11 protein-coding genes and 1 riboswitch are annotated in these 14,113 nt (G+C 73.8%); of the genes, 6 read left to right on the top strand and 5 right to left on the bottom strand.

What is annotated here, in order from left to right:
• Positions 1-35: 35 nt before the first annotated feature.
• Positions 36-1,322 (top strand): AI-2E family transporter, encoded by a 1,287-nt coding sequence (locus KVS67_RS06545; protein ID WP_060973500.1) that lies wholly within the window; start codon positions 36-38, stop codon positions 1,320-1,322.
• Here the strand turns inward: KVS67_RS06545 and KVS67_RS06540 are convergent.
• Positions 1,288-2,337 (bottom strand): agmatine deiminase family protein, encoded by a 1,050-nt coding sequence (locus KVS67_RS06540; RefSeq protein WP_217565142.1) that lies wholly within the window; start codon positions 2,335-2,337, stop codon positions 1,288-1,290. The genes KVS67_RS06545 and KVS67_RS06540 overlap by 35 nt on opposite strands.
• 131 nt (positions 2,338-2,468) lie before the next feature.
• On the opposite strand from KVS67_RS06540, the gene KVS67_RS06535 reads away from it, so the two are divergent.
• The 4 genes from KVS67_RS06535 (at position 2,469) to KVS67_RS06520 (ending at position 10,083) form a co-directional block, all read left to right on the top strand.
• The gene (locus tag KVS67_RS06535) at positions 2,469-6,119 is read left to right on the top strand and encodes a bifunctional proline dehydrogenase/L-glutamate gamma-semialdehyde dehydrogenase (RefSeq protein WP_217565141.1); all 3,651 of its coding nucleotides are present in this window, start codon (positions 2,469-2,471) and stop codon (positions 6,117-6,119) included.
• A 19-nt stretch (positions 6,120-6,138) separates the two neighbouring features.
• Positions 6,139-6,720: a thioesterase family protein gene (locus tag KVS67_RS06530; protein WP_036316171.1), complete on the top strand. Its 582-nt coding sequence runs from the start codon at positions 6,139-6,141 to the stop codon at positions 6,718-6,720.
• Positions 6,721-6,751: 31 nt separating this feature from the next.
• Positions 6,752-8,746: an FMN-binding glutamate synthase family protein gene (locus tag KVS67_RS06525; protein WP_217565140.1), complete on the top strand. Its 1,995-nt coding sequence runs from the start codon at positions 6,752-6,754 to the stop codon at positions 8,744-8,746.
• A gap of 116 nt (positions 8,747-8,862) precedes the next feature.
• Positions 8,863-10,083 carry an MFS transporter gene (locus tag KVS67_RS06520; protein ID WP_217565139.1) on the top strand — a complete coding sequence of 407 codons (1,221 nt, stop codon included), beginning with the start codon at positions 8,863-8,865 and terminating at the stop codon, positions 10,081-10,083.
• A gap of 210 nt (positions 10,084-10,293) precedes the next feature.
• On the opposite strand, the gene KVS67_RS06515 is transcribed toward KVS67_RS06520, so the two are convergent.
• Together KVS67_RS06515 and KVS67_RS06510 are read right to left on the bottom strand one after the other, a co-directional pair.
• The gene (locus KVS67_RS06515) at positions 10,294-10,497 is read right to left on the bottom strand and encodes a cold-shock protein (RefSeq protein ID WP_010080175.1); all 204 of its coding nucleotides are present in this window, start codon (positions 10,495-10,497) and stop codon (positions 10,294-10,296) included.
• A gap of 238 nt (positions 10,498-10,735) precedes the next feature.
• Positions 10,736-11,260 (bottom strand): flavin reductase family protein, encoded by a 525-nt coding sequence (locus tag KVS67_RS06510; protein WP_217565138.1) that lies wholly within the window; start codon positions 11,258-11,260, stop codon positions 10,736-10,738.
• Positions 11,261-11,333: 73 nt separating this feature from the next.
• A riboswitch (SAM riboswitch) is annotated at positions 11,334-11,453 on the bottom strand.
• A gap of 192 nt (positions 11,454-11,645) precedes the next feature.
• Between KVS67_RS06510 and KVS67_RS14030 the strand changes: the two genes are divergently transcribed.
• On the top strand, positions 11,646-12,197 hold the full coding sequence (locus tag KVS67_RS14030) for a hypothetical protein (protein WP_254629252.1): 552 nt from the start codon (positions 11,646-11,648) through the stop codon (positions 12,195-12,197).
• Positions 12,198-12,309: 112 nt separating this feature from the next.
• On the opposite strand, the gene KVS67_RS06500 is transcribed toward KVS67_RS14030, so the two are convergent.
• Both KVS67_RS06500 and hisD read right to left on the bottom strand, forming a co-directional pair.
• A complete protein-coding gene (locus tag KVS67_RS06500; RefSeq protein ID WP_002855797.1) occupies positions 12,310-12,678 on the bottom strand; it encodes an RNA-binding S4 domain-containing protein in 369 nt (122 codons plus the stop codon).
• 10 nt (positions 12,679-12,688) lie between these two features.
• Positions 12,689-14,005, bottom strand: coding sequence for a histidinol dehydrogenase (gene hisD / locus KVS67_RS06495; RefSeq protein WP_217565137.1), 1,317 nt, complete (start codon positions 14,003-14,005; stop codon positions 12,689-12,691).
• Positions 14,006-14,113 lie beyond the last annotated feature (108 nt).

The raw sequence follows: 14,113 nt of genomic DNA, 5'->3' as shown, positions 1-14,113 counted from the left end.
CCCTACCCCGTCCGGCCCGCGCATAGACTGCCCGCGTGAGCGCCGCACAGCCCGCGGGGGTGACCCCGCCGCCCGCCTCGTCCAGCCCCGCCTCCGACTGGGACATCCGCCGCCCCCACCGCATGTGGCCGCGCATGCTGGTGATCGTCCTGACGCTCGCGGGCCTGGTGCTGGTGGTGCAGTTCTTCCAGGGGATCGCCTCCATAGCGGCGCCCGTCTTCCTGGGGCTGAACCTCGTGATCGTGGCCTACCCCCTGCAGGCCTGGCTCATCCGCCGGGGCCTGCACCCCGTGCTCGGGGCCGCCACCACCGTCCTGCTGGTCGTCGCGGTGATGGCCGTGTTCGGGGGCATGATGGTGTGGTCCGGCCTCGAGCTGGTGGCGGAGCTGCCGAAGTACGCGGACCGCTTCCAGCAGATCGTCCTGGACGTCTCGCACTGGCTCAACGAGCGCGGCGTGACCCCGGACATGGTGTCCCAGCAGCTGGCCTCGATCGACATGAGCACCGTGACCGGGACGGCCGTCAGCGCCATCACGAAGATCGCCACGAACGTCTACGCGGTCTTCGGTCTGCTCGTCACCGTGATCATGGGCATGTTCTTCCTGGCGATGGACTCGATGGACGTCGAACGCCGCGTCCGCCTGCTCAGCACCGCCCGCCACGAGTTCGGCCACGCCCTGGTCGAGTTCGCCCAGGGCGTGCGCCGCTACTGGGTGGTCACCACGGTGTTCGGCCTGATCGTGGCGGTGCTGGACGTGATCGCCCTCATGCTGATCGGCGTGCCGCTCGCGCTCGTGTGGGGCGTGCTCAGCTTCCTCACCAACTACATCCCGAACATCGGCTTCATCATCGGCCTGCTGCCGCCGGCCGTCCTGGGCCTGGCGGCGGGCGGCTGGTCCGACTTCCTGTGGGTGGTGGTCAGCTACTCGGTGCTGAACTTCGTGCTGCAGTCCGTGATCCAGCCCAAGGTGGCCGGCGACGCGATCGGCGTGATCCCCACCGTCAGCTTCCTCTCCCTGCTCTTCTGGGCCTGGGTCCTCGGCCCGCTCGGCGCGATCCTCGCGCTGCCCTGCACGCTGCTGGCCAAGGCCGTGCTGATCGACGCCGACCCGAACGCCCGCTGGATCAACGCGCTCATCGCCTCGGACCTGAAGGGGATGGAGCGCCGTCAGTCCTCGCTCCTGGAACGGCTGCGCCCGGCGGCCTGGCGATCCGACGCGCACGGGGGAGATGAGGACCGCGCCTCGGCGGACGGCGGGGACGACGACGGTCCCGCGACGGACGAGGTCACGGGCGGGGCTGGAGCAGCACCAGGTCGTTGAGCGCGCCGGCCAGCCGCAGCAGCGGCGGGGCGGGGAACGACAGCTGGGGCAGCCCCGGGTGCAGTGCCGCGCACGCGGCGGCCGCGGCCTCCTCGCCCGCGGCGTCCTCGAACGCCGGCCGCAGCACCGCAGCGCCCAGCGGCAGCGTGTCCAGGAGGGAGCGGGGGCCCCGCTCGGCCGGGTCGTACGCGGCGGGCTGCGCCGCCCCGGTCACCGTGCGCACGCGCAGGGGCCGGCCGGCGGCGTCGTCGGCGCCCTGCAGGAAGCGCAGCGCCGCCGCCGCGTAGGGGTGCTCGGGGTGGAACCGGTCGCCGCGCCAGTGCACGGCGGCCTCGCCGTCGCCCCCCAGCCGCACCCACGAGGCCAGGTGGCCGGGCCCGCCCCACGGCCCGGTGTCCGGCCGCGGTGCCGGCGGCACCCACAGCACCCGGGTGATCCCCAGCAGGGCGGCGAACTCGGCGGCCACCTGGCCGGGGGTCCACGCGCCGTTGATCCGCCCGTCCAGCACGGGGTCCGCGGCCACCACGGCCGTCCCCTCGCCGTCGCTCACCCAGGCCCCGCGCGGGGCGCACAGCAGGGGGGTGAGCAGCGGCAGTCCCGCCGCCTCCGCCACGGCCGTCGCGGCCGCGCCGTCGAGCGGCCCGGTCCCGGTCAGTCCCGCGGCGCTGCGCCAGGCGACGGCGGCCAGGCCCTCGGGGCGGCGGATGAAGCTCGGCCCGGTGCGGCCCAGCAGCGGTGAGCCCACGGGCGCGCGCAGCAGGTCCACCTCCGGGGGCACCAGCCGCGCCGCCCCGGCGTCGCGCGGGTGGGCGAGCACGGTGACCGGCAGCACGGCGGCGAGCGTCTCGGCCAGGCCCACGACGGCGTCCCGCGTCTCCCCCAGCAGCGTCGGCACCGGGTGGCGGTGGGGCAGGACGAGCCAGGCCCGCTCGGGCGGGTCCTCGGGTCCGGACACGGGCACGACGACGTCCCGGCGCTCCCGCGCGTGGGTGGGGACGGGGTCGGCGGCGGCCATGGCGGACGGGCTCCTGGGAAGACGGCGGCGACGCGCGGGCGCGCGGCGAGGGGATGTCCATCGAGCATAGGCGTCTGACAGGAAGCCGCGGCGGTTTGACCTGTGACCCGGCACACGTGCAGAGTGCGGCCATGACCGCGATGTTCTCCGCCCAGGACCACGACGATCTCGACCGGGTCCTCGGCGCGACCGGCGGGATCCCCGACCCCGCCGACCTGCACGCCCTCGCCGACGACGCCGTCGCGCAGGTGCGGCGTTGGCTCGCCGAGTCCCGCGACCATGAGGCCGACTTCGCGGCCCGCCAGCTGGCGGGCGCCCTGAAGGAGCCGGGCGGCCTCGACTTCATCGTGCGCTTCGTGGACCACGTGGTCCGCCCCGAGGACCCCGCGATCGCCGCCCGGGCGCTGCGGGAGCTCGCCGGCCGCGCCCCCGGCTTCCTGCCCCCGGCCCTGCGCGCCGTCCTCGGCGTCGGCGGCCGCGCCGCCCCGCTCGTGCCGCGCATCGCCGTCCCCACGGCCCGCCGCGTGCTGCGGCGCATGGTCTCCCACCTGATCGTCGACGCGCGGGACCGGCAGCTCGGCAAGGCCATCGCGGCCCTGCGCGACGAGCACACCCGGCTGAACATCAACCTGCTGGGCGAGGCGATCCTCGGCCAGGGCGAGGCGGACCGCCGACTCGAGGGCATCGCCGCGCTGATCCGCCGCGACGACGTCGACTACGTGTCCGTGAAGGTCTCCGCCGCCACCGCCCCGCACGCGCCCTACGCGTTCGACGAGGCCGTCGCGGACATCACCGAGCGGCTCACCCCGCTGTTCGAGCTCGCCCGGGACCGGGACACCTTCATCAACCTGGACATGGAGGAGTACCGCGACCTCGACCTCACGCTCAACGTGTTCACCGCCCTGCTCGAGCAGCCGGGCCTGCGCGACTACGAGGCCGGCATCGTGCTGCAGGCCTACCTGCCGGACGCGCTCGCGGCCATGGTGCGCCTGCAGGAGTGGGCCGCGCGCCGCGTCGCCGCCGGCGGCGCCCCGGTCAAGGTGCGCGTGGTCAAGGGCGCCAACCTGCCCATGGAGCGGATGCAGGCCTCCCTGACGGGCTGGCCGCTGGCCACGGTGGGCTCGAAGCAGGAGGCGGACACCAACTACAAGCGCGTGCTCAACTACGCGCTCACCCCGGAGCATCTGGCCCACGTGCGCATCGGCGTGGCCGGGCACAACCTCTTCGACGTGGCCCTGGCCCACCGGCTGATCGAGCGCCGCGGCCTCGACCCGGCCGCGGTGGAGTTCGAGATGCTGCTCGGCATGGCCACCGGCCAGGCCGCCGCCGTCCGGGCGGACGTCGGCGCCCTGCTGCTCTACACGCCCGTGGTGCGGCCCGAGGAGTTCGACGTGGCGATCTCCTACCTCGTGCGCCGCCTCGAGGAGGGCGCCTCCCCGGAGAACTTCATGTCCGCCGTGTTCGACCTGGACGCGGACGCGGACCTGTTCGCCCGCGAGGAGGAGCGCTTCCGCGCCTCGCTGCGCCACCTGGACGCGGCCGTGCCCCGTCCGAACCGCCTCCAGGACCGGTCCCGCGGGGAGGACGGGCCGACCCCCGCCCCCGTGGACGGCTTCGCCAACACCCCGGACACGGACCCCGCGCTGCCCGGCAACCGGGAGTGGGCCCGCCGGATCCTCGCGGCCGTCCCGGGCTCGGACCTCGGGACGGACACCGTCCGCGCCCACCGCGCCACCACGGCCGACGACGCCCGCGCCGCCATCGCCGCCACCGCCGACCCCGGCGCCCGCTGGGGCGCGCTCACCGGCCACGAGCGCGCCGACGCGCTGGACGCCGTCGGACGGGCCCTGCACGCCGGCCGGGCCCGCCTGCTGGAGGTGGCCGCCGCCGAGACCGGCAAGACCCTGGACCAGGGCGACCCCGAGGTCTCCGAGGCCGTGGACTTCGCGCACTACTACGCGCGCCTGGCACGCGGCCTGGACGCGGTGGAGGGCGCCCGCGCCGTGCCCGTCCGCCTGACCCTGGTGATCCCGCCGTGGAACTTTCCCGTGGCCATCCCGGTCGGGGGCGTCCTCGCCGCGCTCGGCGCCGGCTCGCCCGTGGTGTTCAAGCCGGCCCCGCAGTCCGAGCGGACGGGCGCGGTCGCGTGGGAGCTGATCGTGGCCGGGCTGCGGGACTCGGGCCTGTTCGACGACGGCGGCCCGCTCGCCGGGCACGACCCCGCGGACCTCGTGCGCCTGGTGACGCTGGCGGACGAGGACGAGGACGAGGCGGAGGTCGGCGCGGCGCTCGTGACCGACCCGGCCGTCGAGCGGCTCATCCTCACCGGCAGCTGGGACACCGCACGGCTGTTCAAGGGGATGCGCCCCGACCTGCACCTGCTCGCCGAGACCTCCGGCAAGAACGCCGTGATCGTGACCCCGTCCGCGGATCTGGACCTGGCCACGAAGGACGTGGTCCAGTCCGCGTTCGGTCACGCCGGCCAGAAGTGCTCGGCGTCCTCCCTCGTGGTGCTCGTCGGCTCCGTGGCCACCTCCGAGCGCTTCCACCGGCAGCTGCTGGACGCCGCCTCGTCCCTGCACGTGGCGCACCCCGCGGACCCGCGCGCCGAGATGGGCCCCGTGATCGAGGCCCCCGGCGAGAAGCTGCGCCGCGGGCTCACCGAGCTCGGCCCGGGGGAGCGGTGGGCCCTGCGCCCGCGGCCGCTGGACGAGACGGGTCGCCTGTGGAGCCCGGGCATCCGCTCCGGCGTCCGCCCCGGCGCCGACGCCCACCTCACCGAGTACTTCGGCCCCGTGCTGGCCGTGATGACGGCCGAGACGCTCGAGGAGGCGATCGGGATCGTGAACGCCGTGGACTACGGCCTCACCTCCGGGCTGCACTCGCTGGACCGGGAGGAGATCGACGTGTGGCTGCGCGGCGTGCGCGCCGGCAACCTCTACGTGAACCGCGGCATCACCGGGGCCATCGTGCGCCGCCAGCCCTTCGGCGGCTGGAAGCGTTCCGTCGTCGGCCCCACCACGAAGGCCGGCGGGCCGCACTACCTGCACGGCCTCGTGGACTGGGAGGACGCGCCCACGTGGGCCGGGGGAGAGGGACGGCCCGGGGCCGAGGCCGACGGCGCGGGCGCATCCTGGCTCGAGACCGCCCGCGCCCTCGACACCCACGCGTGGACCACCGTGTTCGAGGTGGACACGGACGTCTCCGCGCTCGAGGCCGAGCGGAACGTGCTGCGTCACGTCCCCACCCCGGTCCTCGTGCGCCGGCACTCGGGGCCCGCCGACCACCTGCTGCGCATCGTCTCCGCCGGCCTGCGCGCCGGGGCGCCCATGACCGTGAGCCTGCGCCCGACCCCCACCGCGGAGGGGCCCGACGCGGACGGACTCTCGGCCGAGGCCGTGCGCGGCCGGGTGGAGGAGCTGGTCCGGTCCGCCCGCACGGAGGGTGCCGGCACGGCCGCGCCGGTGGACGTCGTCGTCGAGGACGACGCCGCGTTCCACGACCGCGCCCGGCGGCTGGCCCTCATCCCGCCCGCAGCGGAGGGCGGCGGCGACGCACGGATCCGGCTCGTCGCCGACTGGACCGGCGACCGGGAGGCGGCCGAGGCGGCGCGGAGCGCGCTCCACGCGGCGCTCGGCGACACCCCCGACGTGGCGGTCTACGCTGGCCCCGTGGTGAGCGCCGGCGAGGTGGAGCTGCTGCCGTTCCTGCACGAACAGGCCGTGTCCGTGACCGCCCACCGGTTCGGCACGCCGGACCATCTGACCGAGGGGGTCCTGTGACCCCGAGGAGGAACCTCCGATGCATCTGATCCCCCGCACGATCTGGGTCGTCGCCCGCGCCCGCCGCCGCCCGCGCGCCGGACTCTGGGAGCCGACGACGCTGCCGATGCGCGCCCTGCCCACGGACGTGGACATGGCCCTGCACGTCAACAACGGCCAGTACTTCGGGCTGTTCGACCTCGGCCGCTTCGACGCGATGGTCCGCACCGGCCTGTGGGACGAGATCCGCCGTCGCGGCTGGACGCCCGTGGTGCAGGCCGAGCAGATTGCGTTCCGCCGCTCGGTGACCCTGGGGCAGCGGTTCGACGTGGAGACGCGGATGATCGGCCTGGATGAGCGCGCGGTGTGGTTCGAGCAGCGCGTGGTGGTCGACGGCGACGTCGCGGTGCGCGCGTACATCTGCACGCGCCTGCGCAAGAAGGACGGCCGCCCCGTGGAGAACGACGAGGTCCGGGCGATCGCGGCGGCGGCCGGCCACGACCTCGCGGGGGAGCCGACGCTGCCGGAGTGGCTGCACGAGTGGCGGCGCAGCGTGGCCCTGCCGTCGGCCCGGACGCCCCTGCCCCACACGTGGGACCTCGACACAGTGCGGCGAGGATGAACGTTCGAGTGATATAGGGCACGATGGTCGGGTGAACAACAGACTCCTGATCGTCGCGACCCTCTCGCTGGCCGCGCTCGTCGTCGTGCTGGTGGCCGCCATCGGCGGCGGCGCGTGGTGGGTGCTGGCGGTGCTCCTGGTGGCGCTGCTCGTGCTCGCCGTGTGGGACATGACCCAGAAGCGGCACGCGATCCTCCGCAACTACCCCGTGCTCGGCCACATGCGGTATCTGCTGGAGTCGATCCGCCCCGAGATCCAGCAGTACTTCATCGAGCGCAACTTCGACGGCAAGCCGTTCGACCGGGACACCCGCTCGATCGTCTACGCCCGTGCGAAGGGCCTGGACAGCCACAAGGCGTTCGGCACCGAGCGGGACACCTCGGAGATCGGCTACGAGTTCCTGTTGCACTCCACCGCCCCGGTCAACCCGCCGGAGGAGCCCCCCACGGTGCGGATCGGCGGCCCGGACTGCCGCCGGCCCGTGGACATCTCGCTGATGAACATCTCGTCCATGTCCTTCGGCTCCCTCTCCGCCAACGCCGTGATCGCCATGAACAAGGGCGCCGGCCTGGGCGGGTTCATCCACGAGACCGGCGAGGGCGGCCTCACCAAGTACCACCGCGGCAACGGCGCGGACCTGTTCTGGGAGATCGGCTCCGGCTACTTCGGCTGCCGCAACGAGGACGGCACCTTCAGCCCGGAGAAGTTCGCCGAGAAGGCGCTGCTGCCCGAGGTCAAGGGCATCACCATCAAGATCTCCCAGGGCGCGAAGCCCGGCCTGGGCGGCATGCTGCCCAAGGAGAAGATCTCCCCCGAGATCGCCGAGGCCCGTGAGATCCCGATGGACAAGGACTGCCTGTCCCCGGCGTCCCACTCCGCGTTCCGCACCCCGCGCGAGATGGTCAAGTTCATCGAGCAGCTCCGTGAGCTCTCGGACGGCAAGCCGATCGGCATCAAGTTCTGCGTGGGCTCCCGCGTGGACGTGCTGGCCATGACCAAGGCCATCTGGGAGGAGCGGATCGCCCCCGACTTCATCATCGTGGACGGCTCCGAGGGCGGCACCGGCGCCGCCCCGCTCGAGTACTCGGACCGCGTGGGCACCCCGCTGACCGAGGGCCTCATGCTCGTGCACAACGCGCTCGTGGGCACCGGCCTGCGCCACATGATCAAGCTCGGCGCGGCCGGCAAGGTCGCCACCGGTTCGGACATCGTCAAGCGTCTGATCCAGGGCGCGGACTTCACCATGTCCGCCCGCGCGATGATGATGGCCACCGGGTGCATCCAGGCGCAGAAGTGCCACACGAACGAGTGCCCCGTGGGGGTGGCCACGCAGGACCCGCGTCTGATGCGCGCCCTCGACGTGGAGGACAAGGGCAACCGCGTCTTCAACTACCACCGCCTGACCGTGCGCGAGGCCGTGCAGATCATGGCGTCCATGGGCCTGACGCATCCGTCCCAGCTGAACACCCGCATGCTGCGCCGCCGCGTGGACCACCTGAGCACCCGCTCGTACGCGTCCATCTACCACTGGCTGCGCACGGACGAGCTGCTCAACGACCCGCCCGCCGGCTGGGCCATGGACTGGGAGGAGGCGGACGCGGACCACTTCGGCGAGCACGCCCGCGTGGACTACCTCACCGAGCGCGACCCCCAGTGGCGCTCCGAGCTGCTGATCCCGGGCCGCGCGGCGGCCGGCGCCCCCGTGCAGGGCTCCCCCATCTCCGGGACGGGCTCCACGCTCGTCGACGCCCGGCAGACCGAGTCCGTGCCGCTGACGACGTCGCCGATGCCGCGCGTCAGCTCGTTGGGTGAGGGTGAGTCGCTGTCCCCGCACGGCGGCCGTCGTCGGGCCCCGCAGGATCCGGCACCCGCCGCCACCGCCGGCGAGACGCCCACCGACGAGAACGAGGGCCTGCCGGCGGAGGCCGGCGAGCGGCCCGAGCGCCAGGACGGCGAGGAGGTCACCCAGCGGGGGACCACCGGCCGCGTCGAGGGCGAGCACCGCGGCGAGGGCCGCGTCGGCTGACCCGTCCCCGCAGTCACCACCGCTTTCGAGGCGGGAAATCCACCTCACGCGACGCCCCCGGGCGCCCATGAGAGAGATTTCCCGCCTCGTCGCGTGAGGGGTCGTAGCCTGGGGCCGTGACCCTGCCCGCCCCCGCCGCTCGCCGCCCCTCCACGGCCCTGCTGTGGGTGCTGCTGGCGGCCATGGGCGCCGGGCCCCTGTTCAACTACGGCGTCTCCGCCTCCTCCACGGTCGTGATGGAGCGGCTCGACGTCACCTCGGGCCAGCTCGGCACCGTGATGACGGTCGTGTTCGCGGCGGCCGCCGTCACCTCCCTCGGCCTCGGCCGGGCCGCCGACCGCCTGTCCGCCCGCGCGCAGCTGAGCATCATCTTCGGTGGCACCGCCGCGGCGCTCGTGCTCGGCGCCGTCGCCCCGTCCCTGCCCGTGCTGTACGCGGCGGCCGCCGTCGCGGGCGTCACGCAGGCCATCTCCAACCCCACCACGAACCGGATCATCCGGACCGTGGTGCCGCCGGAGAGGCGCATCGGGTGGGTCGGGGTGAAGCAGTCCGGCGTGCAGGCGGCCCAGCTGGTCGGCGGCCTGTTCTTCCCGGCCGCGTCCCTCGCCCTCGGCTGGACGGGCGCCGCGCTGGGGGCCGCGGTGCTCATCGGGGCGCTCTGGGTGCTCGCGCTGGTCGCCGCCCCGCCGCTGCCCGGGGCGCCGCCGCCGGCCACCGGCCCCGTCGGCGGGCGACGACGGCGGGACACCTCGCCCCTGCCGGCCACGGTCTGGTTCTTCGCGGCGATCGCGTTCCTCACCGGCCTGGGCATGCAGGCCACGAACACGTACCTGCCGCTGTTCGCCGTCGAGACGCTGGGGATGACGCTCGTGGCCGGCGGCGCCGCGGCGGCCGTGTCCGGGGTGGTGGGGGTGCTCTCCCGGATCGGGTGGAGCCGGCGGATGAGCTCCGGAGACCGGCCCACCACCCTGCTGGCCGTGATCTGCCTGGGTGCCGTGGCCGGCGTCGTGGTGTTCCTCGCCGCGGACCTGCTGGACCTGCCGGCCCTGCTGTGGGTGGGCGCCGCGGTGCACGGCCTGACGGTGCTGGGCGCCAACGTGGTGATCAACGCGGGCCTGCTGAGCGAGGTGCCGGCCGAGCGGCTCGGCCGTGCGACCGGGGCGAACTCGATGGGCATGTACGCCGGCTTCGCCCTGGGCCCGCTGCTGATGGGCCTGCTGCGCGACGTCACGGGCGACTTCCGGGCCGGCTTCGCGGTCGTCGCGGCCGGGTATCTGCTGGCCCTGGGCGTGGTGCTGCTGCTGCGTCGCCACGTGGGTCGGCGGGGCGCGGCCTGACGCGCAGGGCCAGGACGAGGCCCACCCCGGAGGACCGCGCCTCAGCGACATCACCGCAGTGCAGCCCTGCGGTGATGTCGCAGCGCCGCGGTCGAACGGGCGTACGGCGGAGTGCGGCGCAGTGCGCGGCGGGGCGTGGACGCCTGACACACGACGACGCCCCCGGTCCGTGTGGACCGGGGGCGTCGGAAGCCGTGCGTCAGGCGAAGATCAGAGCTTCGTCACGTTGGCGGCCTGGAGGCCCTTGGGGCCGTCCTGGGTCTCGAACTCGACGCGGTCGTTCTCCTGGAGCTCCTTGAAGCCGTTGCCCTGGATGGCGGAGAAGTGCACGAACACGTCCGCGGAGTTGTCCTCGGGGGCGATGAAGCCGTAGCCCTTCTCAGCGTTGAACCACTTGACAGTACCGACAGCCATGATGGTGTCCTTTCGATGTGCCCCCGCGGTGCGGTGGCGGTGTTGGACCGCGGCCCGGATGTGGGACGCGGGTGAAGCGGCGAGACTGAACCGCTTGCCCAACACTCATCGACGCCGGCGATGCCGGGCTGACGAGCAGTGAAGATGGCGGGATACAGCTTGATCAACTTCAGGCTCCATCATTGCACGGATCTCGCCGACCGGGAACCAGGGGCCTGATTGTTCACCTGGAGTTCGCTCAGAGCACGCGCAGGCCGTGGAAGAGGTTGCGGTGCAGGGCGGCCGGGGGAGCGGCGTCCGTGTGATCCGCGAAGGCCGTCACCTCCAGCAGCACCACCGTGTGGTCGCCCGCCGGGACCTCGGCGTGCACCCGCGTCTCGAGCCAGAGCGAGGAGCCCCCGATCAGCAGGGCGTCATGCGGGCTGCGGTGCACGTCCAGACCGGCGAAGCGGTCGCCCTCGCGGGAGGCCAGCTGACGGCACAGCGGCGTCTGGTCCGCCGCGAGCAGGGAGACGCCGATCGCCCCGGCCCGGCGCAGGCGCGGCCAGGTGCGGGAGCTGTTCTGTGCGGAGAAGGACACGAGGGCCGGCTCCCAGGAGATGCCCACGCCGAAGGACGAGGACACCATCACCTCGGGGACGTCGTCGGCGAGGCCCGCCAGCGCGACGACCCCGGTGGGGAATGCCGAGAGGCCGGAGCGGAGGTTGCCGAGGGACAGGTCGGTGTCCCACGCGGCGGTGTGGGGTTCGTGGGTCAGGGTCATGGCGCGCGTCCTCTTCCGATGACTGGCGCGGCTCCGCAGACGGCGGGAACGCGGATCGCCCGGATCCGCGGAGGCGCGGTACTTGCCCGTCGGGGTGTCCGAGGGGCCGAATCATCACCTGGAGCACCCCACTACTGCGTGAGAGGGTTGCCGTCCCGCCGGCCAGGGCCGTGAATGACGGGAACTCGTGATTCTGGGGATCAGCCTACGGAGGGGTCCGTGGGGTGGTCAAAGCGCGGCGGTCGCGCGGCGTCATCCGAGCTGCCCGATGTGATGCTTGACACACCGCGCATCGCCAGCCAGGATCAAGCCACTCGAGAGGGGGGCTCGAGACCGCAGCCCGCGGCCCCGCAATCGGTTCTCTGAGAGGGATCGGATCATGCGGATGGACATCGAGAAGAAGCGTGCGGCATTGTCGGCCGCCGTGGTCGTCGCGGCTCTCCTCGGTATCGCCATCTCGGGATGCTCCGCTTCCCCGGGCAGCGTCTCCTCCACCGCGAAGGCATCCACCGCTGCGGCGTCCTCCGTCACCGTGACGTCAGCGGCCCCCTCAGCAACCCGGTCGGCCTCCGCCACCGGTTCGTCCGCGTCGTCACCCGCCGGTGAAGAAGCACTCCCCGCCGCGCTGTTCGAGGAGGACGGGATGACGTTGGTCGAGTACACGCGCCGGCATCCGGATGCGGACCATCTCGACCCGGAGAAGGAGTCCGTCCTGGAGGAGGCGGTCGGGACGGGCACACAGCAGATCACCGTGGACGCCCAACAGGGTGCGGTCCTTCGGGTCATCGTGCTGTGTCCTTCGGATGCCACCGGTGAGACGGAGATCCTGACCTCACGGAGTGGCGGGGGAACGAAGACCTGGATGGCCGGGTCGGAGGCGCTGTGCGGCGGCTGGTCGGCGGCGACTCCCCCCCCGTGGATGAGGCGGGGCCGATGACGTTCACCGCCACGGTGGACAACGACAAGCCGTTCCGGATGGTGCTGACCGCACCCTCCGCATGAGGCCGCCATCACGACGGCGGATGACGGCGCGGGGAGGACTGAGTCGCTCAGCGTCGGTCGCGGCCGCGCAGCGCGTCCAGCTGCCGGCGGTCACGCTTGGTGGGCCGGCCCGCGCCGCGCTCGCGGTACGGCACCGCGAGCAGCTCACGCGGCACGGGCGGCGGGGAGTGGTCCACATACTGCTGCCGGGCCACGGGGGCACCCACCCGCTTGGCGATCAGCCCCGTGACCTCGAGGATCCGCTCACGTCCGTCCTGGCGCACCCGCACCCGGTTCCCGACGACGACGGGCGTCGCCGCCTTCACGGGCTCGCCGTCGATGCGCACGTGGCCCGCGCGCACGGCCGCCGTGGCCGCCGACCGGGTCTTGTACAGCCGCACGGCCCACAGCCACGCGTCGATGCGGACGCCGCTCACGCCCGCCCCCTCACGCGAAGCGGGCGCGGATCGCGGCGCCGTGCGCGGGCAGGCGCTCGTCCTCGGCCAGCACGCCGATCCCGTCCGCGACCTCCTCGAGCCCGGTCTCCGTGTAGCGGATGCGCTGCTGCAGGCGCAGGAACGTCACGGTGTTCAGACCGGAGGAGTGCCGGGCCGTCCCCGAGGTGGGGAGCACATGGTTGGACCCGGCCGAGTAGTCGCCCAGCGGCACGGGGGCGTACGGGCCCACGAACACGGCGCCAGCGTTGCGGATGCGCCCCACGAGGGCCTCGGGGTCGCGCGTCTGGATCTCGAGGTGTTCGGTGGCGTAGCGGTCGGAGACCTCCACGGCCTGGTCCATGTCCCGCACCAGCAGCACGCCGGACTGGGGGCCGGTGAGGGCCTCGCGGATCTGATCCTCGTGGAACGCCCCGGGCACCTGCGCCTCGATCGCCGCCTGCACGTCCCGGAGCAGGTCCTCGGAATCGGTGATGAGCACGGAGGCGGCCAGCGGGTCGTGCTCGGACTGGCTGATCAGGTCCGCGGCCACCCAGTCGGCGCGGGCGGTGCCGTCCGCGATCACGGCGATCTCGCTCGGCCCGGCCTCGGCGTCCACGCCGATCACGCCCTGCAGGGCGCGCTTCGCGGCGGCCACGTACACGTTGCCGGGCCCCGTCACCAGGTCGACGGGCGCGCAGAGCCACCCGCCGTCGTCGTCCTGGACGCCGTGCGCCAGCATGGCCACGGCCTGGGCGCCGCCGGCCGCGTAGACCTCGTCCACGCCGAGCAGCGCGCACGCGGCGAGCACGGTGGGGTGGGGCAGGCCGCCGTGGTCCCGCTGCGGGGGTGAGGTCACCGCGAGGCTCCCCACGCCGGCGGCCTGCGCGGGCACCACGTTCATCACCACCGAGGAGGGGTACACGGCGCGGCCGCCGGGCACGTACAGGCCCACGCGGCCCACGGGGATCCAGTGGTTCTCCACGACGGCGCCCGCGCCGAGCTCGACCGTGGAGTCCTGGGGGTGCTGGGCGGCGTGCACGAGCCGGGCCCGGCGGATCGACTCCTCCAGGGCGGCACGCACCCGCGGGTCGAGCCCGGCCAGGGCGGCCTCGAGCGCCTCCCCGGGCACGCGCAGGGCGGGCGGACGGACGCCGTCGAACCGCTCGGCCAGGTCCAGCAGGGTCTGCTCACCGCCGTGGCGGACCTGCTCGATGATCGGGGCGATCACCGGCACCACGGAGGACACGTCCACGTTCGCCCGCGGGATGATGCGGGACAGGTCCGCGGTGGCGGTGTCGAGCGGGCGCAGGTCGGTGACGGAGAGCACGGATTCCTCCAGAGGGGCGGTGGCGGGCCGGCGGGACGGGGCACGACGACGGCCGGGCCCGGACCGCGCGGACGGTCAGGCTCCATTGTGCTCTTCTCCGGGGTGCGT

Origin of the sequence: Micrococcus sp. GbtcB5 (genome assembly GCF_019091605.1) — a bacterium.
Taxonomy (GTDB): domain Bacteria; phylum Actinomycetota; class Actinomycetes; order Actinomycetales; family Micrococcaceae; genus Micrococcus; species Micrococcus luteus.
The sequence above is the reverse complement of the archived record's forward strand: the minus strand, read 5'-3'. Positions and strand labels throughout refer to the sequence as shown.